Source organism: Burkholderia sp. JPY481 (genome assembly GCF_038900515.1).
In the GTDB taxonomy this organism is placed as follows: domain Bacteria; phylum Pseudomonadota; class Gammaproteobacteria; order Burkholderiales; family Burkholderiaceae; genus Paraburkholderia; species Paraburkholderia youngii.
In genome coordinates this window covers 397,392-420,537 of record NZ_JAYMRT010000002.1, presented here as the reverse complement: position 1 = coordinate 420,537, position 23,146 = coordinate 397,392, and the positions used below count along the sequence as shown (strand labels likewise).

The window sequence follows — 23,146 nt, the reverse complement described above, 5'->3', positions numbered from 1 at the left end:
ATGATTAACCCAGCCGCAACTGGGCGAACAGGCGGTCCCAGATCGTCAGAATATGGGCAACGGAATAGCGATCCCGGATCGAGCGCGCGCCCCTGACGCCGAGCTCTTCGCGCAGCGCCTGGTCCGACAGCATGCGCCGCAGCCCGGCGGCAAGCGCGGTTGCATCGCCCGGTGGAATCAGCAGACCGTCCTGCCCGTCGCGCATCAACTCGCGCGGCCCGCTCGGGCAGTCGAACGAGACCGCCGGGACACCGAGCGCCATGCTCTCCATCAACGCCACCGGCATCCCTTCGAAGCGGGACGACAGGACGAAAGCATCCGCGGCGGCCATCTCATCCCATGCAGCCTGGGTGCTGCCGGGCAGAAATATCCGCCTGGACAGATTGAGCTCGGCTATCTTCCGGGTGAGCATCGGCCGCTCGGGGCCTTCGCCCCAGATCCACAGATCCCAATCCTCGAAGTCGTGCGCGACCTTCGCGAAGGTTTCGATCAGCAGCTCGTAGTGCTTCTGGGGTTGCAGGCGACCAACCGAAATAAGGCGCTTTCTGCCTTCGACGCGCTGCGGCCTGGTCATGCTGAAAAGCTCGTCCGGAATCGGATTCGGCATCACGGCAATGCGAGGCGTGTCTCCCGAGCGCATCTTCTCGAACGGCGTTGCCATCGACTGGGAAAGGAACGTGAGCGCGGTGGCCCGCGGGTAGGTGAGCCGGCAAAGCAGCTTCCACAGCAACGGGCGGCCATCGGCCACCGGATCGTTGTGCTCGCAGGCGATCACCGGAATGCGCAGGCCCCGTGAAGCCAGGATCACGTTGATGTTCACGTTGGTCAAAAACGACACGATGACGTCGGGCTGCTCTTGCACGAATAGCTTGCGCAACTCCGCCAGTCTCGCGATGTAGTTGACCCGTCGCAGCGGGCTATGCTTGACGCGGTCAGCCAGATAGACCATCCGCACCTTCTCGTCGATCGGAAAAAAACATCCACCGTGTTTGCTGTAGGTCGGCACGAGCGTGACGGTGTGATTGCGCTGGGCCCACGCGGCCGACAGCACCGCGGCAACCCGTTCGGCGCCGCCCGGTCCTCCCATTGAATTGACGACAAGAACAATCTTCACGTTTCGTTGTCTCCCCGGAACGGTCAAACGCTTAGCGTGTTGCGCGGTTGAAAACTGCAAACCCACTGGCCCGAATTGGCGGCCCAGCACGAAGTCGCCCGCCACCTTTACGGCGAACGCGAGTAACGAGATGTTTGTCGCACGAGCACGAGACCGGCTAAAGAGAGCAACGTCGCGAGTAGCCGGTTCACCGTCGTGAAGTCGAACTGATAGGTGTCGACGATGTCAGTTCACGCGGTCCGTGTGCTGGCTCGTCGCATATATGTGGCTGCCGTAGCGCCCCGGATGCAGGTACTTCACGCTGCGTACGGCGAAGCCGTTAAGCATCACGCCATGTATCCGGGTGCCGACCTGGGCAAAGCGCCTTGCCGTTTCCTCGATTTCCGCAAGACGGGTTTCCGAGAACCGTGCCACCAGAAAGATCGATCCTGCGTGCGGCGCGATAATGCCGGCGTCCGAGACGGCAAGCGCCGGCGCCGAATCGAGCAGTACGATGTCGTAACGCGCCGACGCATCCCGCATCAGGCTGTCGAAAGCGACGCTATTGAGCAATTCGGCCGGATTGGCGGGATAGTCGCCACACGGCAAAATGTCGAGATTCGGTAAAACCTCTCGAGTGGCACGCTCGACAGTCAGTGACGGGTCGGCGAGAACTTCCGCGAGTCCGTGGCCGGACGGAAGTCCAAAACTGCGATGCAGCGCGCCCCTGCGCAAGTCACAGTCGACGAGCAGCACGCGTTTTCCGGTCATCGCCAGGATCACCGCAAGGTTCGCGGCGACGAACGACTTTCCGACCTGTGGCATCGGACCCGCCACCAGGACGATGTTGTTGCGCGCACTCGCCAACATATATTGCAGGGCGGAGCGGAACGAACGCAGGCTTTCCGCCGCCGGATCGGACGGGTGCCGGCAGGCGAGAATCAGGTCGCGCGCGTCGGTAGCATTCGCTTTGGCCTGAAGCTCGTCCTGCTTTGCGCTATGCGGCACCATTCCGTACACCATCAGACCGGTGCGAGCTTCGACTTGTTCAGGCTCGGTCACCCCAGCGAAAAGCAACTCGCGGACAAACGAGATCGCGACGCCCGCAAGCACGCCGAGCAACAACGACGCAGCGAGTACTAGTGAACGCACGGGCCGCACCGGATGTTCGGGGATGATCGCGGGATCGATGATCTGCGCGAAGCCCGCCTTGCTGGCCTGAATGAGCCGAAGTTGCTCGACATTGTTCCGCGCCGCCGTGTAAAGGTCGGTCGTCATTCTCACGTCGCGCATCAGGGCAAGCGCGTCCTGTTGCTCCGTCGGCATGGCATTGACGCGCGCTCTCCCCGCTTCAAGGTACTGCTTCGTCATCGCGATCTGCGCATCGAGCGACGCTACGGCTGGATAGGACGGCGCGTATCGCGCTGCCAGATCGGCACGGGTGCGCTGCAGCGTGAGCAACTGCGCCTCGGCATCGGAGACTCTCTGCAGATTTAGCCGGCCTTCTTCAGTCGCATCGACGAGACCGAGCGAATTGCGATACGCAGTGTAGCGGTGCTCGGCCGCAACCATTTGCGCTTGCATAGCGGGCAACTGGCTCTCCAGGAACCTCAGCGAATTTGCCGCGATGGTCGCATTCCGGTCGTTATTTTCACGCACGTATTGCGCGCCGAGCGCGTTCAACGTCTGGCTAAGCAGCTCCGGATCACTGCCGCGCATGGAGACGCTCACGACGTTCGACTTTTCGCCTTGCTCCGTGATCTGCAGATTCTTCTGCATATCGTCAATCACGTCCTGGCGCGACAAGCGCTTCAGATCGAACCGGATACCGGGCGCCGCCGTGATCGTGTCGATGCGCAACGTCACATCGCCTTTGGTCGTCGCGACGGTTTCGGTCTGACCCACGGTGCCGACGAAGGGCCTGTCGAGCTCACTACCGCTCAGCTCGTATCGGCCCGCGGACAGCGCGGTCAGCGTTAGCTTGCGGTCTTCCAGCTCGCGAGGAACTTTGAATGCGCCAATCTTGACCTGTTCTCTACCCCACGCGTAGCCGCCAATGGAGCCAAAGACCGATTTCGAGAGATCACTTGCATGGCTCGCGAGCCACGCGCCGATCACAGGAAAGCGACGCGGTCCTGAAACAACGTCGAGCTCGAGCTCGTCGACCACATGTGCGACGGTCTGGCGCGACTGGATCACCTGCATCTCTCCCGTCGTCTTCGACCTTGCATCGAACGCAGGCGAAACCATCGACATCAGTTCCGGACGCGAGGAGGGCTGCGCTTCAGGCAACTGATCGATCTTGACGAGAATGTTCGACTGATAAACCGGCGACGTGAGCGCTACGACGCCACCGACAAAGAGGCAGACAACCGTTGTAACTGCAATCGTCAGCCGGCGTCGCGAAATCACATCGAGTATTTGCGAAAGATTGCCGTGGCTGGATAGCGCCGACGACGGCATCGATATCTGCTTTTCGTTCATGGAGATCCCCAGGACAGACAGACACCATAAGTCACTGCTTCGCGCAGAAACACTCCGTCCGTTGTGAAGCATCAGATCAGCCGCGCAGCAGGCCTACGGTAGCCAAAATCGTTTCGGTAGAACGTACCAGTGGGCCGGTCCCGTTTGTGTATGGAAACGAACATTGATGGGTACCTTTTTCCCGTACCTTTTGTACCCGTCGGTAGCAAATGCCGGACTAATAAAAAGACTGCTCGCCACAAAATGGCTTTAATCGTCGAGGAATTCGCGTTTTGTGTGTGAGAGACAGTCATCAGGTCAACACCATCGAGGCGAGAGAGATGCCGAACTTAATATTTGGCCTATTAGTGTGCTTTCTGATTACTTTTATCGTCGTCAAAAGCGCTCGGCTAGGTGGCGGCATTGGTCTCGACAACCAACTCGATGGCGTGCAAAAGATGCACGCTACGGCGGTGCCCCGCGTGGGTGGGATCGCGGTCGCGCTCGCGGTCGCGCTAACACTAGCGCTCGGCGCATTGCTCGGCAGTAATCCGCGCATGGAGGTTTTTAAATTGCTTCTATGCGCATTGCCAGTTTTTCTCGGCGGTATCATCGAGGACTTCACCAAGCAGGTAAGTCCAGCGGCGCGATTGCTATGTGCAATCGTTTCTGCGGCAATTGGCGATTTTGCGCTAGGGGCCGTCGTCGATCGTGTGGATCTTCCACTGATAGATTCCCTTCTTGTCTATTCGCCGATCGCGCTGGGCCTCACTTTGCTCATGGTGTCCGGCTTGACCAACGCGTTTAATCTAATCGACGGCTTCAACGGATTGGCCGGTGGAGTGGCAGTTCTGATGCTGGCCTCGATTGGTTTCGTCGCACATCAGGTCGACGACTGGCTGATTCTCAGCGTGTCCCTGACGATGATCGGCGCCATCCTGGGCTTCCTCGTGTGGAACTACCCATCCGCGGCGATCTTCCTCGGCGACGGGGGTGCCTACTTCATCGGCTTTACGATTGCCGAACTCGTCGTTCTCCTTATAGCGCGTCATCCGAATGTCTCCGCCTGGTACGCTGTCGTCGTGACGATTTATCCGATCTTCGAAACCGTCTTCACGATCTACCGGCGGCGCATTGTGCGCGGCTGCGCGGCAGGCGAGCCTGACGGCATCCATTTGCACACGTTGATCTTCAGGCGGATGGTGCGCCGCGCAGCTCATCCCGAAACGACACGCCAGCGCACGAGGCGCAACGCGAGAACGTCGCCATATCTTTGGACGATTAGCCTCATCAGCATCGTGCCGGCGACGTTCCTTTGGAATAACGAAGTAGCGCTCTTTGCGACCGCGATAACCTTCATGGCGGTCTACGTCTGGCTGTATGTATCGATCGTCAAATTCAGGGCACCGCGCTGGCTCGTGATTTACATGCCGCGCGATTCGTTGCCCGCTCCAAGCGAAACACCGGCTAATCACCCCGCTGAGCAGCCATCCCAGGCAGAATAAATTCGCATATCAACTGGACAGAGCGGACCAGTCTTCCATCAAAAAATTCTCATTGCAGTCGGCTGTGCACTCCTCATCGTGCAAAGCCGAATGTGCGAATGACCTAGTCATTTTTTTCTGTAGGCAATCGTACCCGGAGCGATTATGGCGCGTATGGATTCACGCAGTGCAAACGTCAGCGCAGTTGTCGTTGGCGGCGAATTGAACGGCCTTGGCGTCGTAAGGTCGCTCGCCCGGCACGGTATTCGGACCTTGACTGTCGACATGGAAAGTAGAGCTGCCTTCTGGTCTCGCCACACGCAGGGCCGGCTAATCAGAAATCTCGAAGGAAGAGAATTCATCGACGACATGATTGAAATAGGCAGAAGAATGAGCGAGCCGCCGGTTCTGATGTTGACGGCCGAACCAGCGGTTCATGCTGTTTCAGAAAACATCGACGAAATATCGAAGTGGTTTCGTGTTCGGATTCCGACCGACGAGAAGGTAAAGCTTCTGAGCAGTAAGGCGAGTTTCCACGTGTTCGCACAAGTCAACGATTTTGAGGTTCCGCGTACTGTCGTTCTTGAAAGTGTCTCCGATATGGCACTGCTGGCTGTGCTGCAATTCCCATGTGTGATGAAACCCGATGACAAGCGAAGCGCATTAAGCGGAAAAAAGGAACGCGCGCTTCGCATCGAAACGCTAAAAGAGGCCCGCGAGCAAGCAGCCGTCATGCTCGAGACTCCGGGAGGAATCGTGGTGCAGGAATGGATCGAAGGGGCGGATAGCAACATCTATTTCACGCTCTTTTATCGTGGTGCGGATGGACGGCCAATCGCAACCTTCACCGGCCGCAAGCTCTCCTGCTATCCCCGCAACGTAGGTAGCACAGCGGTATGTGTTGCCGCGCCCGACGCGCACAAAGTACTCGAGCCCATCACGTTGGCTTTCGCGGAATGCGCGAGCATGGCCGGCATGGGCAGCATGGAATACAAGTGGGACGATCATCGCCGGAAGTTCGTGATGATCGAACCCACCGTTGGAAGAACGGACTGGCAGGAAGAAATCGCTACCTTGTGCGGGACGAATATCCCAGTCGCGGCCTACCAGCACGAGCTAGGACTACCTGTGACAACGGCCACTGCAAACCGTGTGAGCGTCGCGTGGCGGGCGTCAATCGCCGACAAGCCGCCACCTCAACTGCTGACGGGCATCACGGAGATCGTGGACGGCTATTTTCGCACCGAGGACCCGTTTCCCGCTTTGAGACAGTACTGCATGGGAAATCCGTTGCGCCGACTGCGGCAGATGATGCAGAGAGATGTGATCACAAATCGACCCGAAAATCTGTTAAGTGGGAGGAACTAATGGCAACGACCGATACCGCAATCATTGGTGCAGGACCTTATGGCTTGTCTCTCGCGGCTCACCTGGATGCGGCGGGCGTGCCTCACCAGGTATTAGGCACGCCTATGGAAGGCTGGAGAAACTTCGCGCCACCGGGCATGCTGATGCGCTCCGACGGCTGGTCCACGAGTCTCTATGCACCGCAGCGCGGTTATGCGCTTCAGGACTATTGCGCGCTGAGGGGCATCCGCTACCAGCCGATCGGCATGCATCTGACACGCGAAACATTTATTGATTACGGACTGTGGTTTCAACAACAGCTCGTCGACGATTTAAAGCAGGTCGATGTCGTCGATATGCGCCGCGTGGACGGGATGTTCCGTCTGGCGCTGAGTGACGGCACTTCCATCGTCGCGCGCCGCGTGGTGCTTGCGCTGGGGCTCAAGGGTTTCGAAAAGACGCCCCCGGTTCTGCAAGGGCTGCCACGAGAATTCGTCTCCCATTCCTGCGAGTACGGAAACCTCGATTGGGTGCGAGGAAAGGATATCGTTATCGTGGGTGGCGGACAGTCGGCACTCGGCCTCGCCGCGCTCATGAACGAAAACGGTGGTCGTATCCGCGTGCTCGCGCGTGAACCTGTCGTGACGTGGAACAACAAACCACAGAACAACCGGAGCCTTATATCGAGGCTGATCAGGCCGGATGGGCGAATCGGCCCGGGTTGGCGCGCCCATATCATCGCGGAATGGCCGTTCGTGTTTCGCGCATTTGGCGCACAGCGCCGGAAGCAGGTCGTAAATTCCACGTGGGGCCCGTCTGGCGCATGGTGGCTGCGCGATCGCGTCGTCGACCAGGTGGACGTGACGGTCGGCAGCCAGATACGTCACGCGGTCATTGATGGAAATCGCATCGTCCTGCAGGTCTCCATGAAAGACCAGCAATCGCAATTAGAGGCCGACCACGTGATCGCGGCGACCGGGTTCAAGACCGACCTCAGTCGACATGCATTTCTTTCAACGGAAATCGTCCAGTCGATGTCCCTTCAAGACGGTGTGCCGGAGCTTACGCGCCATTTCGAGACCGGTGTTCGCGGTCTCTATGTGATTGGACCCGCATCCGCATACAGCTTTGGTCCTGTGATGCGATTCATCTACGGAGCGAAATACGCTGCGCCGCAGGTTGCACGGCATATCCTGAAGCGTTATCGGCACGATAGCCCTGCGCCGCGAACGACGCCCGCCGCAGCAGCCACGGAAGCAATTCCGAATCAGGCAGACCATTAAACGCCATCCATGCGGATCGTGTCGAGCTCAGGTTCATCGATACGCCAACTGTCTACTCAGTGAGTGTGCCCAATGATGATGCCCCAGCGAAACAGCGCCGTGAAAGAAATCATGGCTCGCTGCTTGTCCTTTTCCGGTATGACGTGGCTAACGCGAACTTTGCTATGGCGTGACAGAGTCGCGATCCTGCTGTATCACGATCCGGACCCTGCAACGCTCGATGTCCATTTGACCCATTTGCGGAAGATCTGCGATGTGATTCCGCTCGCGGCTCTCAATGAGCCCAGCAAAGGCCGACCTCGTGCAGTCGTTACTTTTGACGATGGCCACGCAGGTAATGCTGATCTTCTGCCGGTTTTCATAAAACATAAGGTTCGCCCGACCATTTTCCTATGCAGTCGAATCGTCGCGCGCCGGCGCAGGCATTGGTGGTTGCATCCGTCAGCGGAACAGGCCGGTATCGAGCGGCTGAAGCGACTAGGGAATTCGCGCCGGCTGGCCGAACTCGAGGTGAGAGGATTCGCGCAGGACGGTGAAGACATGCCGTCGGGACTGACCCATGAGCAGATCCAAACGATGAAACCTTACGTGGACTTTCAGGCGCACACGCGGTTTCATCCGATATTGACGCGCTGTGAGGCATCCGAATGTGAGGAAGAAATCGCGGGTTCGCGGCACGAGGTTGGAGCTTTACTGAATAGCGAGTGCACTCACTTCGCGTATCCGAACGGCAACTACGGCGCGCGGGAGATCGAATACGTGAAGGCGGCGGGATTCAAGACCGCGCGCACCTGCGACGTTGGCTGGAACGATAGCCAAACCGACCCTTACCGTTTGCGCACGATCATCATTACCGACGACGCGTCACCCACCTGGTTCGCCGCCCAATTGACAGGCATCCCGGTTTTTCTGCGCTACTTGCGAGGTGGCTCGTGGGATGGACGCTTTCCGCAGTTCTAGTTGGCGGAGGCCGAATGTCCGTCCGGCTGTAACCTGGTTGCGGCTATTAAACGAACGCTGGAGTCAACTTTCATGAGGTTCGCTTACTGGGTCTGCGGCCTGTTGGTCACCGGGCTCATTGCAGCGCAGTCATTGCGGCTACTCGCGGATCGCGGCGATGCGGCAGTCAGCGAGCCGCCAGCCAGCGATCTGCTGGGTGCGCCCCCGGCTGCGCGCACTATCGTCACACCAGCCCTCGTTGACCCAGTGAATCCGTTTGACTTTGGTGCGAAGTGCGATGGCGTGTCGGACGATTCGTCAGCGTTTCAGGCCGCGCTGGATGCCGGCGACGTACGGGTGCCGGCTGGGACCTGCGTGATCGACCACACGGTCAAAATTACGGTCAGCCATCGGCACATGGAATGTGCGAAAGGCACGACGCTCAGGCAGACCAGGCCGGTATTCAGCATGTTTTCCGTCGTCGCACCGGACGGGAAAACGCTGACTGGCGACAGCATCGCCAATTGCGTATTCGAAGGAACCAATTCCGCTGCTCCACGTTTTATTCTCGACGACGATGCGCTGCACTACAACATTCCCGTCGAGACGCGGGACAGGGTCAGCGACTTCACGCTTGTCGGCAACACCTTCAAGCGATTTTTTGGCCAGGCGATGTTTCAGACCTACGGGGAAGTGGACGGCGGCAGCGGCGACATCATTGCATATAACCGTTTCGAGAGCTGCGGATACTATGGCGCCGTATTCGTCGCGCATCGGCACGGATACATTGGACATAATGTTCTGATAGATTGCGCGGTAGGTGTCGAGAACGACAATGCGCAGCAACTGGGCGGCGATAACGTGATCGAATACAACGACGTGAGGGCAATTCACGGCTATGGAGCGCCCGATATGGGCGCCTCGGTGCTGCTGACGGGTGGCACGGCCGGCGACGCAGACTACTCGACCAACATCGTGCGTTACAACACCGTAATGGGAGTTAGCAAAAAGGCGTACTATTCGTTCGCAATACGGCCAAGTATCATATGGCAAAAGGCGAGCGGCGGCGCCGCACAGTATCGGCAAAACACCTGCGTGAGAGGATGCAAAGTCGTTCAGTAACAAGCGCAACTGTGCTGCATTGAACGGAGGTGCGCGGCCGGGAGTTGGGAATCCCGACTGATGGATCGGTTTTTCAATCGAGCCAACTGAGGTCGCGTTACTTAAGTGAGGTTCAAGATGACGACTCTTATACGAATAATCGGTACGATCGCGTTTCTATTCGTGGTCTACCTTGCTCTCAGAGCCGTCGCGGACGTCCTGTTTTCGGATACGTCGAAGAATGGCCGGCTCCGCCAGCGGCGCTTGCGCTCCTCGAGTAGCGCCGATCGAGAGGCAAATATTGAAAGCCAGCAGAAAGCGGCGGATCACAACGGCCGCGGCTAGCGAGCCGCATATGCGCTGCACCTACCTCCGCACGCCAACCTGAAGTCCCCCGCTAAGCTTGATCACGACGCACGCCAACCGTGATCTACGCGCCGCGCTGCCGAACCCACAGGGTCCGACAGCGCTCCATCGTCAAACGGCCTCGAAGCGGTCCAGATTCATCACCTTGACCCACGCAGCGACGAAGTCGCGCACGAACTTCTGCTGTCCATCCTCGCTCGCATAGACCTCACTGAGCGCGCGCAGAACGGAGTTCGCGCCGAACACGAGGTCCACGCGCGTGCCGATCCATTTCGGCTTGCCGGTCTTGCGCTCACTCCCCTGGAACACGTCGCTGGCAACCGTCAGCGGCTTCCACTGCGTGTCCATGTCGAGCAGGTTGCGGAAAAAATCGTTCGTCAGTGCGCCCGGGCGATCCGTGAAGACGCCGCGCGCTTCGCCGCCAGCCTGGACGCCCAGCACGCGCAGGCCGCCCACCAGTACCGTCATTTCGGGCGCCGTGAGCGTGAGCTGTTGCGCCTTGTCGACGAGCAGTACCTCAGCCGGCACACGGTAGCTGCCTTTCACGAAGTTGCGGAACCCATCGGCGAGCGGTTCGAGCATGCCGACAGATTCGACGTCGGTCTGCTCCTGCGACGCGTCCATGCGACCCACCGCGAATGGCACCGTGATTTCGTGACCCGCCTTTTTCGCGGCCGCCTCGATGCCGACACCGCCCGCGAGCACGATCAGATCAGCGAGCGAAATCTTCTTTCCGTTCGACTGTGAACGGTTGAACCCGGCCTGAATGCCTTCGAGCGTCCCGAGCACCTTCGCGAGTTTCGCGGGCTCGTTCACAGCCCAATCCTTTTGCGGAGCGAGGCGGATGCGCGCACCGTTGGCGCCGCCGCGCTTGTCCGATCCACGGAACGTCGACGCCGAAGCCCACGCGGTCTGTACGAGTTCAGCAATCGACAGCCCCGAGTCGAGAATCCTTCGCTTCAGCGAGACGACGTCCTGTTCTGCAACGAGCGGGTGATCGACGGCCGGAATCGGGTCTTGCCAGATCAATTCCTCGGCAGGCACTTCCGGACCGAGGTAGCGGGCGCGCGGCCCCATATCGCGGTGCGTCAGCTTGAACCAGGCACGCGCGAATGCATCGGCAAACTCATCGGGATGCGCCATGAAGCGCCGCGAGATCTTCTCGTAGGCCGGGTCGAAGCGAAGCGACAGATCGGTCGTCAGCATCGTCGGCTTGAGCTTCTTCGAGGCGTCGTGCGCGTGAGGAATCGTTTCCTCCGCGTCTTTTGCAACCCATTGGTGCGCGCCGGCCGGACTCTTCGTCAGTTCCCATTCGTAAGCGAAAAGGTTGTGGAAGAAGCCTGTGCCCCATTGGGTCGGCGTGCTGGTCCAGGTGACTTCGAGTCCGCTCGAGATCGCGCCGGCACCCGCGCCGGTTCCGAAGCTGCTGTTCCAGCCGAGCCCCATGTTCTCCAGACCGGCGGCTTCGGGCTCGGGCCCGACGTTGCCGGCAGGGCCCGCGCCGTGCGTCTTGCCGAACGTATGGCCACCCGCGATCAACGCGACGGTTTCCTCGTCGTTCATGGCCATCCGAGCGAAGGTTTCCCGAATGTCGCGCGCGGCTGCGACAGGATCGGGGTTGCCATCCGGACCTTCCGGGTTCACGTAGATGAGCCCCATCTGCACCGCCGCGAGCGGATTCTCGAGATCGCGGTCGCTGTCGGTATGGCTCGTTTCCTGGCCGCGCAACGCCGTGGCGGCCACGACCACGCGTTCATCGTCATTGGCAGGCGCGCCCTTGCCATAGCGCACGTCGCCGTTCAGCCATGTCTTTTCGTTGCCCCAGTACACGTCCTGATCGGGTTCCCATGTGTCCTCGCGGCCGCCGGCGAAACCGAAGGTCTTGAAACCCATGGTCTCCAGCGCGACGTTCCCGGTAAGGATCAGCAGATCGGCCCACGAAATCTTCTGGCCGTACTTCTGCTTGACGGGCCAAAGGAGGCGCCGGGCCTTGTCGAGGTTTACGTTGTCGGGCCAGCTGTTCAGCGGCGCGAAGCGTTGCTGTCCGCGGCCGCTACCGCCGCGACCGTCGCTCGTGCGATACGTGCCTGCGCTATGCCACGCCATGCGGACGAACAGCGGTCCGTAGTGGCCGAAGTCGGCCGGCCACCAGTCCTGCGAGTCGGTCATCAGCGCGGCGAGGTCCTTCTTTAGCGCCGCGAGGTCGAGCGTCTTGAAGGCCTCGGCGTAGTTGAAGCCGGGGTCGAGAGGATTGGATTTGTGCGAATGCTGGCTCAATAGATCGAGCCGAAGCTGCTTGGGCCACCAGTCGCGGTTGGTCGTACCACCGCCAGCGGCGTGATTGAACGGACACTTGCCTTTGTTCGGCATGAATCTTCCTGCTTTGGTTGATTGGTTTTGACGGCCGCGCAGCGCCTGCTAGTCCTGCCACCGTGAGCCGAGAATCTGCCCGCAGAAATTGCTCCTGCAATATTCCGGATCGAGGCGATCGAGAATGTCAGCGCTCCGCGTACCGAAGGTCGTCTGCGGACGGTGAGCAACGCCACGCCCGATCGCACCGATGATCTCCTGCCTGAAGTGCTTGCCGCGCGGATAAGCGGCCAGCACTCCCGCGCGCTCCCCATCCGTGTGGGTTTCGAAATGCGCTGCGACGAGATCCGTACATACCGCGGCTGCCAGCACCTTCGCGAGTGGCGACACGCGCTCCGGGATGCCCGGCGATGTGTGCAGCGCGATGGCGTTCCACGCATCGTCCTGTGCGTGAATACTCGCGCCGTGATGACGCAGAAGCCGACGCGCCGCATCGGCGCCGTCCAATTCATAGCGCGCGGTCGAATGGGCATACGCCGCGCTCAGTCCCATGTTCGCGTACATCGAACTCACGTAGAGCGCATCCATATCGCATACGATGCCGACTCGGCGGGCGTTCAGCGCCGCGAAGACGAACACCCGGTGCGCATGGCCGAGCAACACGGCCGGCAGCGCTGCATGAGCGCTCTCGGCAGCGGCGAGCGCCACCGATGTGCGCGGAATGCGGATACCCACGATATTTGCGTCCGCTCCGGATGAGCGTGGTCGCATGTCCATTTCCTTTGCGTCGATATGAGGTGTCGCGCGCGGTCCACTCAGAACGCGAAGCAGCTACAGCCGAGCGCGCCCCAGAATGAGTTGGCGTCGCCGGCCGGCACATTGCTGCGCCATGCCCAACCGTGCGCATGGCTGTGCACGCCGCAAAGGTTCACGCACGCGTCGGTGCACGACTGCGCGAGCACGGCGTTCGTCACGACGGGCTTGTAGCGCGCATAGCCACCGAACTCCGCGACCGGCGACCACACGGGACTCACCGGCAGCGCAGGTGGATTCAGCGAGTCGAACTCCGCGTCGGCATACACGACGCGGCCGTTCACGACCGTCAGCACCGACTCGAGATGTTTGATCGACTCTTCGTCGATCGTGAAGAAGTCGTCGCTCAGGACCGCGAAGTCGGCGTACTGGCCGGGTACCAGCGCGCCCTTCTTCGTTTCGTCGTTGGAGAACCACGCGCTGCCCACCGTGTAGCGGCGCAACGCTTCCATGCGTTCGAGACGGTCGCGCTGCGCGTACATCGGCGTGCCGCCCACGGTGCGCCCGGACACGAGCCAGTACAGCGACACGAACGGGTTGAAGCTCGCCACGCGGGTGGCGTCGGTGCCCGCGCCGACAGGCAACCCGGCTTCGAGCATCTTGCGCACGGGCGGTGTGTGCGCCGCGGCCCCGGCGCCGTAACGCGCGATGAAGTACTCGCCCTGATACGCCATCCGATGCTGGATGGCGATGCCGCCTCCGAGCGCCGCGATGCGCTCGATGTTGCGCTCCGAAATCGTCTCGCAGTGGTCGAAGAACCAGCGCAGGCCGTCGAACGGCGTGTCGGCGTTCACGCGCTCGAACACGTTCAGGAAGCGCTCGATCGACTCGTCGTAGGTCGCGTGCAGACGCCACGGCCAGCGGTTGCGCACCAGCAGGCGCACGACCTCTTCGAGTTCCTTCTCCATGCCTTCCGGCAGGTCGGGACGCGGCTCGAGAAAGTCTTCGAAGTCCGCCGCCGAGAACACCAGCATTTCGCCCGCGCCGTTGACCTTCAGGAAGTCGTCGCCGTCGCCGGGACGGGTGGCTTTCACCCACTTCGCGAAGTCCTCGATCTCGCGCTTCGCGTTCTGCGTGAACAGGTTGTAGGCGATACGCACGGTGAGCTGATCGCGCTTCGCGAGTTCCATGATGACCGCGTAGTCGTCGGGGTAGGCCTGATAGCCGCCGCCCGCGTCGATCGCGCTCGTCACGCCGAGGCGGTTGAGTTCGCGCATGAACTGGCGTGATGAATTCATCTGGTCGTCGAAGGGCAGCTTCGGCCCCTTCGCGAGCGTCGCGTAGAGCAGGCCCGCATTCGGACGCGCGATCAGCATGCCGGTGGGATTGCCGCGCCGGTCGCGCTGGATCTCGCCGCCGGGAGGATTCGGCGTGTCGCGCGTGTAGCCGACCGCACGCAGCGCCGCCGCGTTGAGCAGCGCGCTGTCATACAGATGCAGAATGAAAACCGGCGTGTCAGGTGCGATCGCGTTGATTTCATCGAGCGTGGGACCGCGCTTTTCCGCAAACTGAAATTCGTTCCAGCCGCCGACCACGCGCACCCATTGCGGCGCCGGCGTGCGCGCGACCTGCGCGCGCAACATCTCGAGCGCGTCGGCAAGCGACGGGACTCCGTCCCAGCGCAATTCCATGTTGAAGTTCAGGCCGCCGCGAATCACGTGCAGATGCGAGTCGTTCAGACCCGGAATCACGGTGCGGCCGTTCAGATCGATACGGCGCGCATCGTCACGCGCCCATTGCATGACATCGCGCTCACTGCCGGTCGCCACGATCTTGCCGTCAGCGACGGCCAGCGCCGTGACGAACGAACGACGCTCGTCCTGGGTCGCAATCTTGCCGTTGTAGATCACCAGGTCGGCGATGCGGACAGGTTGATTGGGTGCGCTCATCGACGCCCTCCTATGTGCTCTATTCGATTTGCCCTTTGCGCCTCATGACGGCGCAAAGGGTGTGAGATGCGGGCGAGCGTGCGGAACGACGCTCGCCTCGCATCGCTTCGCTCGACTGCGGCCCAGCTTCAAGGTCAGGCTGCTTCGCTCGCGTGTTCGCCGAGGATCTGCTTCGCGTAGCGCACGCCGATGCCGTACGCGCTGTGCGCCTTGAAGATGTCCATGCAGCCTTCGTAGGTCTCGCCACGGGCCCAGTCGCGTTGCAGTTCGCACATGAACTGCAGCGAGGTCATCGGCACCGCGCCGGCCTGGATCACGCGCTGGATCGCGCGCTCGTGCGCTTCTTCCGTGATGTCGCCGCATGCGTCGGTCGGCACGTAGATCTCGAAGCCTTCCGCGAGCATCTGGACGGTCGGGAACGCCACGCACACTTCCGTCCACAGACCGGCGATCACGATCTTCTTGCGGCCCGTGGCCTTGATCGCCGCGCGAAAGCCCGCGTCTTCCCACGAGTTCATCGAGGTGCGATCGACCGGCTTGATCTGCGGGAACACCTGCTGCACTTCGGGCAGCAGGTGGCCGCTGAACGAGTCCGCGGCGATCGTGGTGAGGACCGTCGGCACCTTGAACAGCCTGGCGGCCTTCGCGAGGATCTGCACGTTGTGCAGGACAGTGGTGCGCTCGTGCGAGTGCGTGCCGAAGAACATCTGCGGCTGGTGGTCGATCAGCGCGAGTGCGCAGTTCTCGGGGGTCAGCAGTTCAAAAGCCATGGTTGCTCCAGTGAAGGACAGGTACGGACAAGCGATGCCGCGCGCAGCGGTCATCGAACGCGTGCAGATTACGGATCGCGCGCCTTAAAGTCCTTGGGAAAACCTGAAGCGTTATGAAAGGTTCGGCTCGCCTGAAGCGAGCGCGCAAGAGTGGACGTCAGTCCGGGAGGAAGGGGAGTAGGGCGGCTACCCCTGAAGACGTTCGGCCAGACTCACGAGACGCTGAAAATCCGGCGCCTTCGATGCGACGTCGATCTGGCTGATCCGTTCACTGAGCAGATCTCTGGCAGCGGCAACTTCTCCGCGATCGAGCAGGTGTTCCGCAAGCTGATATTCGGCGCGCATTGCCCAAAGCGGGGCGCCGTCGGAATTCGCCTGCTCGATCGCCGCTCTGAGCAGGCGTTCCCCTTTCTGTCGACGTTGTGCGATTTCGGCTGCGGGTGCTTCACCGAGTGCGGCACACTGCAATTCGAGCCAGCCCCGAACACGCGACAATTCAGGCACGTTAAAGCGATTGCCATTCACCTTGGCAAACGCGAGCGCCTCATCCAGCCGTACCCGGGCCTCTTCTATGCGGCCACCCCGGCCCAGCGCTTCCGCATATAGCACATAGATTGGCATGACCACCCGCTGGAATCCGCGAGCAACGAGCCGCTGCAGTACGGGCTCCAACCGTTCCAGCACGTTGTCGTCTCGCCCGGCCATCACGTCTGCCTTGACGGCAAGATACTCCGCATAGTCCCGCCAGTTATCGAGTCGGTGACTTGCAGCTTGCGAGCGCAATAACGCCAGATAATTCGACGCCGCCTGGTGCTCTCCCGATTCGAGCGCGACGGGTACGGCAATGAGTGCGAGTACGTGATTGAGCGACGGTTCGAGCATATCGCCGCGAATCCGGTCCAACGAACGTTCAACGAGCCGCATTGCGCGCTCGGGCTTGCCCTGCAGCAGCGCGATCCGTGCCAAGGTACCGGTCGCCCAGATCAGCGGGTCGATGGTCAGCCATGTTCCCGCCGAGATCGGCAGGCTCTGTCCGGCGATAGATTCGATTGCCTGCTCCAATCGCTCACCGGCCTGCTCCTGTTCGCCCAGGTAGTGCAACGAAATCGCAATCATCTGCTCCGCGAGGGACTGTCGCCACGGTGAATCACCGCCTGAGACCGCATGCTGATACCGCATTGCGTAGCGCATCGAGGTATGGATGTCGCCTGTTGTGAGCATGGTATTCCACAGCCCCCAAAGCGCATCGATGGCAAATTCGTCGTTGCCGGTCGCGCGTGCGAGCCGTAGCACGCGCTCCCACAACAAAGGCGCCCGAGCGACGTCCTCGCCGGTGTGGATCAGGGACGCCGCGTACGCAGCGCATAATTTCATCTCGCACTCGGCATCGACGGCGCCGGCAGGCAGGCCATCCAGCACAGTCAATGCGCGTCGCGCCCGCTCGCAGCACTCTCTGACATGCGAAGCCCCGAGCAACCGGCCGACAAGTGCGCTGGCAAGAGCTACGCCGAGAGCCGGGTCGCCTTCCGCGGAAAAAGCCCAGTCGTATGCGCTGCGTGCGTCATCCAGTGAAAACCGTGGGCTCGCGCCAGGCTCTTCGTCGTCGCCGCCCGCAACGAAGGGCCCATTCCCTTCGATATAGCTGCGCATATAGCGCACGTGACGCGCTGCAATGATCTGGGACTCGCCTTCGTCGCGCAGCTTCTCGAGCGCATAGGCGCGGGTACTTTCGGTGAGCCGATAAAACGCGATGGCCCCGCGAAACTCGACGTTCAGCAAAGACTTGGTAGCCAGCTCCGACAGGCTCGAGATGATCACCGCAACCGACATATCAGGTTCAGCCGCGACTGCACACACCGCCTCGAAACTGAATGTGCTGAAAAAGCAGCCGGTTCTGCGAAACAGCGCCTGCGACGCGCTGTCGAGCATCATGTAGCTCCAATCGAAGGTTGCCCGCAAGGTCTGATGGCGCGGCAAACCGGATCGCAAACCGCCGGTGAGCAGGTTCAATCGGTCGTCGAGCCGTGAGGCAACACCTTTGAGGCCGAGCGTTGCCACCCGCGCTGCGGCGAGTTCGATTGCGAGCGGCAGCCCGCCGAGACGGCGGCAAATCTCGGCGACGAGCGTAATGCTCGCCTCGTCGTGCGCACACTCGGGTGCGAGGATAAAAGCGCGGCGCAGAAACAGTACGACGGCCGAGCAACCGAGTATCGCATCGGTCATTTCTCCGCTCGCTGGGACCGCAAGCGGCTCGAGGCGCAGCACGGTTTCACCCCAGATATGCAGAGGCTCGCGACTGGTCACCACGAAACGCGCCAGAGGGTTGCGCGCTACCAGCGCATCGACGAGGCTCGCGACCACATCGATCACGTGCTCCGCGTTGTCCAGGATCACAAGGCAATTGGACGCTGCGATCGCGGCCGCGATCGCAGCCTCGTATGTATCGTCCGGGCCCATGATCACGCCAAGCGCTTCGGCCAGCGTGGCGAGCACCGTATCGCGCGATGATGCCTTCCACAGCTCGACGAAACATACGTGCCGTCCGTATCGGCTTTCCATTTCACTCGCCACGTAGCGAGCGAGGCAGGTCTTGCCGATACCGCCCGCCCCCACCAAGGTGATGACGGCCGTCGAGCCGATCTGTTCGATTATTCGTGCAACCTCGTCTTCACGTCCGATGGGAAATTCACCGCGCATTTGCGCTGCCTTCCCAGCGACTGCAAGGCTGTCCGTGCCGCGGGCCGGAACGCCCTCGGTCGGCCGAACAAGCACATAGCCGCGGCCGGGTACCGTTTTGATCAGATCGCGATCGGCACCCAGCAGCTTGCGCAGCGCAGCCATATGAACCTGAAGGCGATTCTCCTCGACGATGACGCCTGGCCAGACGGCGTCCATGATTTCATCCTTGGAGAGTACCGCGCCGCGCGCCCGGTACAACTCTTCGAGAATCGCAAACGCGCGTGCGCCCAGCCGTACAGGCTGCCCGTTCTGTCTGATTTCGCGCTGGTCGAAATCGACACTCAAAGTGCCGATCTCAATCATGGTCATCTCCAGGCAGTGGGGTCGTGGCTGAGCACTGGATGACTTGCATCAGGTTGCATTTCCATTCCGGGGAACAACAAACACATAGGCTTCGAAACCAGTCCGTACCCGTGCTCTCTGCATTTTCGCCAACAAATTGTAATCAATCGTCGAAGCGTACGTATTGAACAAAAATCCACTCTAAACCCTGTCTTTGAGCGCTCACATCTCGACGACTCATCTGCGCGCCATTTCGGAACGGGTACACCGGCCGCCTCCAAAACACCCGTTGACACGCCGAATCCCCCACGGCCGTCGATCGCCGGCGCTTTTGTCATGGTATAAATGTCACCCTTTTGATGGATTCGACGGAGCCCGATTCGCGTTTTCCCGGACGATCTTGCCCAGGTTTTATTGCTATCTACTCGCCTCCCATGATTTCGCGCGAATCTCCCGCCAGCGTTCCGCAACTGCCAAAGGACAATCTGGGTTGCGTCGCGGGTAAGCTCAGCAAAGACTTCGAAGCGGTCGGCAACGATATCTCCTTCTACCGCAAGTGCATGGCCGAGCCTGACTTGAGTCGCATTGCCATGCCGGCAAACGAGCGAGGCTTTCTGGTAGGGGTGTCGCTCGGCAACGGTCATCAGAGAAGGATTCTTCGAGGCGCACGCTCATTCGTCAGCCGGTTCGACCTTGACTCCATCTACATCCGGGATTTCTCCGAAGACTATCAAGCGGATATGTACGGCAATTTCGATTTTGTCCTCGTCGAATTATCCCGCTCGTTTTTTACACGACTCGAGAATGAACACCACGCACCGGGCATCTCGGGCCTAATCTGCGCCAACGGGCAGAAAGATCCCGTATTAGGGCATCTTTCGCGCGCACTCACGGCAAGTCTCGAAGCGACAGGCCCGCTCAGCCGACTTTTCGTCGAGCAGGTGGGGCTTGGCCTCGGCACGCATATCGCGAGGCGGTACGGAAACTTTGCTTCGGCTGACGTGCGCGTCAGCCGCGGATTATCCAGCGCCATCGAGGCTCGTGCCAAGGAGCTTTTGCTCGACAGCAACCGCAGCGATATCTCCATTGCCGACATTGCGCGCGAATGCAACCTGTCGCGCGGCTATTTCATCCGGGCGTTTTCCAAGTCCACCGGCCGCACGCCACATCAGTGGTTGCTGGAACAACGCGCGAAACAGGCGCGCCAACTCCTGGAAGAGACCGATATGACGCTATCGGAAATCGCCGCGATTTGCGGGTTTGCAGATCAAAGCCATCTGAGCCGCGTGTTCGTCAGGCTAATCGGCACAACGCCCGGAGCGTGGCGTAATCGCGCGATCTAGGAAGCCATCGGCGCCGCTGACCGGAGAGCCGGACGCGCGATCAGGAAGAATTCAACGGGGCTTCAGAACAACGGCGAGCGGCCGAGGCGGCTTATTGCCGGCCGTCTTCTATACCTATAGATAATGGCGTCTTTCCCGGTGCCACCCTACGATTCGGTGCGACGTTCGAGAGCAGCGTGATTTCCACGATCACGCGCAAATCTGAAGTTCACCGCGGTTTGGCGAGATGCGCCATCCGGGCCTGCTGGAGGGAGGACGCATCATGTACGTTTTTGATCGAGTTGCGGTCTCCCTCGACGGACGTCAGGTGTTTCGCGACGGTCAGGCTCAGCCGATCGGCGCGCGAGCATTCGATATTCTCGAACTGCTGATCCGGTCCGCCGGAAAACTGGTCACGAAAGACGAGATCATGCGTCTCGTCTGGCCCACCACGTTCGTGGTCGAGAACAACATCCAGGTTCATATTTCGGCACTACGCAAGCTCTTTGGCGACGGTTGGATTCGCACTGTACCAGGCCGGGGCTACCAGCTTCGCACGCCGTCCCATATGGCTGCGCCTCATGCACCGAGTCAGGAGCTTGCCGCCGAAAAGGCGGTCGAGAGTGTCATCAGGCAGCGGTCGTGGCGGCTCGTTGGCCGCGATGACGACGCCAACATGCTGTACGAGATGCTACAGCGCGGATCGTTCGTGACGGTAAGCGGCCCGGGCGGCGTTGGAAAAACACGGCTCGCGTTGAGTGTCGCGAGAGCATGGGTCGACAGCAACCATTTCGAGCTATGCCACGTCGACTTCGCCGGGCACGACACCCAGCACTCGTGTCTACTCGCAGTACTCGAGAAGCTTGGCGGCGCTCCGGGCAGTCATGCGCCGACGATCGCCGATGTCGTGCAGACGGTGGGCAACCGGCAAATCGTCTTCGTATTCGATCACTGCGAAAGAGTCCTCCAGGCCATAGCCTCGCTATGCGAATGCATCGCGGCATCGAACGGCCATGCCGTCATTCTGACGACGAGCCGCGAACCGTTGCGCGCAATGGGCGAACGGGTCTACTCGATCTCGCCATTGACACTGCCCGACGAAAACGCCGGCGGAGCGGAGATGCTCGCGAGCGGCGCTATCAGGATGTTCTTCGAACATGCGCAGGCGTCCGGAATCCGCTTTCCCGCCGACCCGGGAACGCTCAATGTGATCGCCGATATTTGCCGGCGTCTCGGCGGCTTGCCGCTCGCGATCGAACTTGCCGTCGCGCGGGCCGCGCTACTCGGCGTGCAAGGACTACTTCGCGAACTCGAGAAATCGATACTGTGGCTTTCGGGCGGACTCAGAACCGCCCATCCGCGTCAAAAGACGCTACGCGCAACGGTCGAGTGGAGCTACGCGCTGCTCAGCGAGGCTGAGTGCGCGGTATTGCGCCGGCTCGCCGTATTCCCTCGCAGGTTCAATCTCGCGGGTGCCTGCGACGTCATTTCCTGCGCGGACATTGGACGGGACGCCGCACTTACCAGCGTCCTTAGCCTCGCGAAAAAATCATTGCTTACTTTGCATACCGAGGGTCCGGTCAAGAGTTATTCGCTGTTGCCGGTCGTGAAAGCCTACGCGATCGAGCGGCTAATGGAATCCGGCGAATGGCCGTCCTTCCGTTTCCGCTACGTGTCCTCGAAAGACAACGCACCCGCCAATTTCGCTTCCTGAGCCCGCCGGAGCGCAAGAACACCACTGTCCATAGGATAATGGCGCCGAAGTGAAACCCGCTGTTGTTTTTTCCGCCTATTGAATGGGCTCAAACCTCTATAATTCATGGCCATTGTGTACATCGTCGACGACGATGCGTTGATCCGTAGAAGTCTGGCGGGCTTGCTGAAATCCGCCGGTCATACGGCAACGTGTTTCGAGTCGGGAGAAGCCTTCCTCGCGTCGGAGACCGTGGCGCAAGCCTGCTGCATTCTTCTCGATCTCAAGCTCGGCGGCATGAACGGCCTCGACGTGCAACGGGCGCTGATCGAGCGTGGAACGTCGATCCCTGTCATTTTTATATCGTCGCACGGCGAAGAGGAAGTGGTCGACAAAGCGCTCCGGCAAGGGGCAATCGCCTTCTTCCATAAGCCGTTTTCGGTCGACAGGATATTGGCGTTGATTGATGAAACCGGAACGCGCCAACGTTCCGCTGCGAGTCCATCGTGAGCGGATCTCTGGCGCCCTGTGATAACGGGTCCATCCTCTCGGGCAACACGACTATGCGCGTTTCCGAATCTGCCGCGCGAACTGACCATGTGAAGCAAAGCGCCGAATCCATCGTTTATGTGATCGACGACGACGCAATCCTACGACGCTCGCTGAGTTCGCTATTGCGCTCGTACGACCTTCGCGTCGAGACTTTCGCGACGTCCAGCGAGTTCCTCGCATTTCCCCGCCCCGCTGTGCAGAGCTGCCTGATCCTGGACATGCGGCTCGAAGACGAGGACGGACTGACCGTGCAGCAGAAGATCGGCAACGCGGGGCTCGGCATTCCCGTGATCTTCATGACCGGCTACGGCGACGTCGCAAGCTCGGTGACCGCGATGAAAGGCGGAGCGTTGGACTTTCTGACCAAGCCGTTCGAGGACCACGAACTGCTCGATGCGATCCAGCGCGCGTTCGCGATCGACAAACAACGCCTCGAGCGCGAGCGTTCGCTCGCCGACGTATCGCGTGCTCATCAGTCGCTTACGCCAAGAGAGCGCGAAGTGATGACTCTCGTGATTTCCGGCCTGATGAACAAGCAGATCGCGGCAACCCTGAACCTTCAGGAGATCACGGTGAAGGTTCATCGCAGCCAGGTCATGAAGAAGATGAAGGCGAGAACATTGCCCGATCTCGTTCGTATGGCCGAAGCGCTTGGCATCGAGCCCGCGGAAAAGACCTTCTGACCTTCTGACGGCCGGGT

Annotated in this window: 16 protein-coding genes; 9 read left to right on the top strand and 7 right to left on the bottom strand. The window is 60.6% G+C overall.

Going from position 1 to position 23,146, the window contains the following annotated elements; translation table 11 throughout:
* Positions 1–4 precede the first annotated feature (4 nt).
* Together VSR82_RS07220 and VSR82_RS07215 are read right to left on the bottom strand one after the other, a co-directional pair.
* The gene (locus tag VSR82_RS07220) at positions 5–1,114 is read right to left on the bottom strand and encodes a glycosyltransferase family 4 protein (RefSeq protein ID WP_429456124.1); all 1,110 of its coding nucleotides are present in this window, start codon (positions 1,112–1,114) and stop codon (positions 5–7) included.
* 225 nt (positions 1,115–1,339) lie between these two features.
* The gene (locus VSR82_RS07215) at positions 1,340–3,577 is read right to left on the bottom strand and encodes a polysaccharide biosynthesis tyrosine autokinase (RefSeq protein WP_498857547.1); all 2,238 of its coding nucleotides are present in this window, start codon (positions 3,575–3,577) and stop codon (positions 1,340–1,342) included.
* Positions 3,578–3,855: 278 nt separating this feature from the next.
* On the opposite strand from VSR82_RS07215, the gene VSR82_RS07210 reads away from it, so the two are divergent.
* The 5 genes from VSR82_RS07210 to VSR82_RS07190 all read left to right on the top strand — a co-directional run bounded on the left by VSR82_RS07210 (position 3,856) and on the right by VSR82_RS07190 (position 9,731).
* A complete protein-coding gene (locus VSR82_RS07210) occupies positions 3,856–5,061 on the top strand; it encodes an MraY family glycosyltransferase (protein ID WP_498857546.1) in 1,206 nt (401 codons plus the stop codon).
* Between the two features lie 144 nt (positions 5,062–5,205).
* A complete protein-coding gene (locus VSR82_RS07205; RefSeq protein WP_429456127.1) occupies positions 5,206–6,408 on the top strand; it encodes a carboxylate--amine ligase in 1,203 nt (400 codons plus the stop codon).
* Positions 6,408–7,670: a SidA/IucD/PvdA family monooxygenase gene (locus VSR82_RS07200; protein WP_429456128.1), complete on the top strand. Its 1,263-nt coding sequence runs from the start codon at positions 6,408–6,410 to the stop codon at positions 7,668–7,670. The genes VSR82_RS07205 and VSR82_RS07200 overlap by 1 nt, the downstream gene beginning before the upstream one ends.
* A 78-nt stretch (positions 7,671–7,748) precedes the next feature.
* On the top strand, positions 7,749–8,630 hold the full coding sequence (locus VSR82_RS07195; RefSeq protein WP_429457736.1) for a polysaccharide deacetylase family protein: 882 nt from the start codon (positions 7,749–7,751) through the stop codon (positions 8,628–8,630).
* 72 nt (positions 8,631–8,702) lie between these two features.
* Positions 8,703–9,731 carry a glycosyl hydrolase family 28-related protein gene (locus VSR82_RS07190; RefSeq protein WP_429456129.1) on the top strand — a complete coding sequence of 343 codons (1,029 nt, stop codon included), beginning with the start codon at positions 8,703–8,705 and terminating at the stop codon, positions 9,729–9,731.
* 456 nt (positions 9,732–10,187) lie between these two features.
* Here the strand turns inward: VSR82_RS07190 and katG are convergent, their stop codons facing one another.
* The 5 genes from katG to VSR82_RS07165 form a co-directional block, all read right to left on the bottom strand.
* Complete coding sequence (gene katG / locus VSR82_RS07185) at positions 10,188–12,446, bottom strand: catalase/peroxidase HPI (protein WP_498857545.1); 2,259 nt, start codon at positions 12,444–12,446, stop codon at positions 10,188–10,190.
* 48 nt (positions 12,447–12,494) lie between these two features.
* Positions 12,495–13,157 carry an HD domain-containing protein gene (locus VSR82_RS07180; RefSeq protein WP_410842407.1) on the bottom strand — a complete coding sequence of 221 codons (663 nt, stop codon included), beginning with the start codon at positions 13,155–13,157 and terminating at the stop codon, positions 12,495–12,497.
* A 44-nt stretch (positions 13,158–13,201) separates the two neighbouring features.
* Positions 13,202–15,088 carry an amidohydrolase gene (locus tag VSR82_RS07175; RefSeq protein WP_368624116.1) on the bottom strand — a complete coding sequence of 629 codons (1,887 nt, stop codon included), beginning with the start codon at positions 15,086–15,088 and terminating at the stop codon, positions 13,202–13,204.
* Positions 15,089–15,222: 134 nt separating this feature from the next.
* On the bottom strand, positions 15,223–15,858 hold the full coding sequence (locus tag VSR82_RS07170; RefSeq protein ID WP_013092691.1) for a hydrolase: 636 nt from the start codon (positions 15,856–15,858) through the stop codon (positions 15,223–15,225).
* A 186-nt stretch (positions 15,859–16,044) separates the two neighbouring features.
* The gene (locus tag VSR82_RS07165; protein ID WP_429456131.1) at positions 16,045–18,900 is read right to left on the bottom strand and encodes an ATP-binding protein; all 2,856 of its coding nucleotides are present in this window, start codon (positions 18,898–18,900) and stop codon (positions 16,045–16,047) included.
* A 413-nt stretch (positions 18,901–19,313) separates the two neighbouring features.
* On the opposite strand from VSR82_RS07165, the gene VSR82_RS07160 reads away from it, so the two are divergent.
* The 4 genes from VSR82_RS07160 (at position 19,314) to VSR82_RS07145 (ending at position 23,129) form a co-directional block, all read left to right on the top strand.
* Positions 19,314–20,222 carry an AraC family transcriptional regulator gene (locus VSR82_RS07160; RefSeq protein ID WP_368583167.1) on the top strand — a complete coding sequence of 303 codons (909 nt, stop codon included), beginning with the start codon at positions 19,314–19,316 and terminating at the stop codon, positions 20,220–20,222.
* 262 nt (positions 20,223–20,484) lie between these two features.
* Entirely contained in the window at positions 20,485–21,915 is a 1,431-nt protein-coding gene (locus VSR82_RS07155) for an ATP-binding protein (protein ID WP_429456132.1), read from the top strand.
* 105 nt (positions 21,916–22,020) lie between these two features.
* Complete coding sequence (locus VSR82_RS07150) at positions 22,021–22,404, top strand: response regulator transcription factor (RefSeq protein WP_368583169.1); 384 nt, start codon at positions 22,021–22,023, stop codon at positions 22,402–22,404.
* A 53-nt stretch (positions 22,405–22,457) separates the two neighbouring features.
* Entirely contained in the window at positions 22,458–23,129 is a 672-nt protein-coding gene (locus VSR82_RS07145) for a response regulator transcription factor (protein WP_368583170.1), read from the top strand.
* Positions 23,130–23,146 lie beyond the last annotated feature (17 nt).

What these genes read in the sequence shown, in the direction of transcription:
- VSR82_RS07215 (WP_498857547.1), bottom strand. Translation starts at nt 3,577, where the DNA reads ATGAACGAAAAGCAGATATCGATGCCGTCGTCGGCGCTATCCAGCCAC.
- VSR82_RS07205 (WP_429456127.1), top strand. Translation starts at nt 5,206, where the DNA reads ATGGCGCGTATGGATTCACGCAGTGCAAACGTCAGCGCAGTTGTCGTT.
- VSR82_RS07200 (WP_429456128.1), top strand. Translation starts at nt 6,408, where the DNA reads ATGGCAACGACCGATACCGCAATCATTGGTGCAGGACCTTATGGCTTG.
- VSR82_RS07195 (WP_429457736.1), top strand. Translation starts at nt 7,749, where the DNA reads ATGCCCCAGCGAAACAGCGCCGTGAAAGAAATCATGGCTCGCTGCTTG.
- VSR82_RS07190 (WP_429456129.1), top strand. Translation starts at nt 8,703, where the DNA reads ATGAGGTTCGCTTACTGGGTCTGCGGCCTGTTGGTCACCGGGCTCATT.
- katG (WP_498857545.1), bottom strand. Translation starts at nt 12,446, where the DNA reads ATGCCGAACAAAGGCAAGTGTCCGTTCAATCACGCCGCTGGCGGTGGT.
- VSR82_RS07180 (WP_410842407.1), bottom strand. Translation starts at nt 13,157, where the DNA reads ATGCGACCACGCTCATCCGGAGCGGACGCAAATATCGTGGGTATCCGC.
- VSR82_RS07175 (WP_368624116.1), bottom strand. Translation starts at nt 15,088, where the DNA reads ATGAGCGCACCCAATCAACCTGTCCGCATCGCCGACCTGGTGATCTAC.
- VSR82_RS07170 (WP_013092691.1), bottom strand. Translation starts at nt 15,858, where the DNA reads ATGGCTTTTGAACTGCTGACCCCCGAGAACTGCGCACTCGCGCTGATC.
- VSR82_RS07165 (WP_429456131.1), bottom strand. Translation starts at nt 18,900, where the DNA reads ATGATTGAGATCGGCACTTTGAGTGTCGATTTCGACCAGCGCGAAATC.
- VSR82_RS07160 (WP_368583167.1), top strand. Translation starts at nt 19,314, where the DNA reads ATGATTTCGCGCGAATCTCCCGCCAGCGTTCCGCAACTGCCAAAGGAC.
- VSR82_RS07155 (WP_429456132.1), top strand. Translation starts at nt 20,485, where the DNA reads ATGTACGTTTTTGATCGAGTTGCGGTCTCCCTCGACGGACGTCAGGTG.
- VSR82_RS07150 (WP_368583169.1), top strand. Translation starts at nt 22,021, where the DNA reads ATGGCCATTGTGTACATCGTCGACGACGATGCGTTGATCCGTAGAAGT.
- VSR82_RS07145 (WP_368583170.1), top strand. Translation starts at nt 22,458, where the DNA reads ATGCGCGTTTCCGAATCTGCCGCGCGAACTGACCATGTGAAGCAAAGC.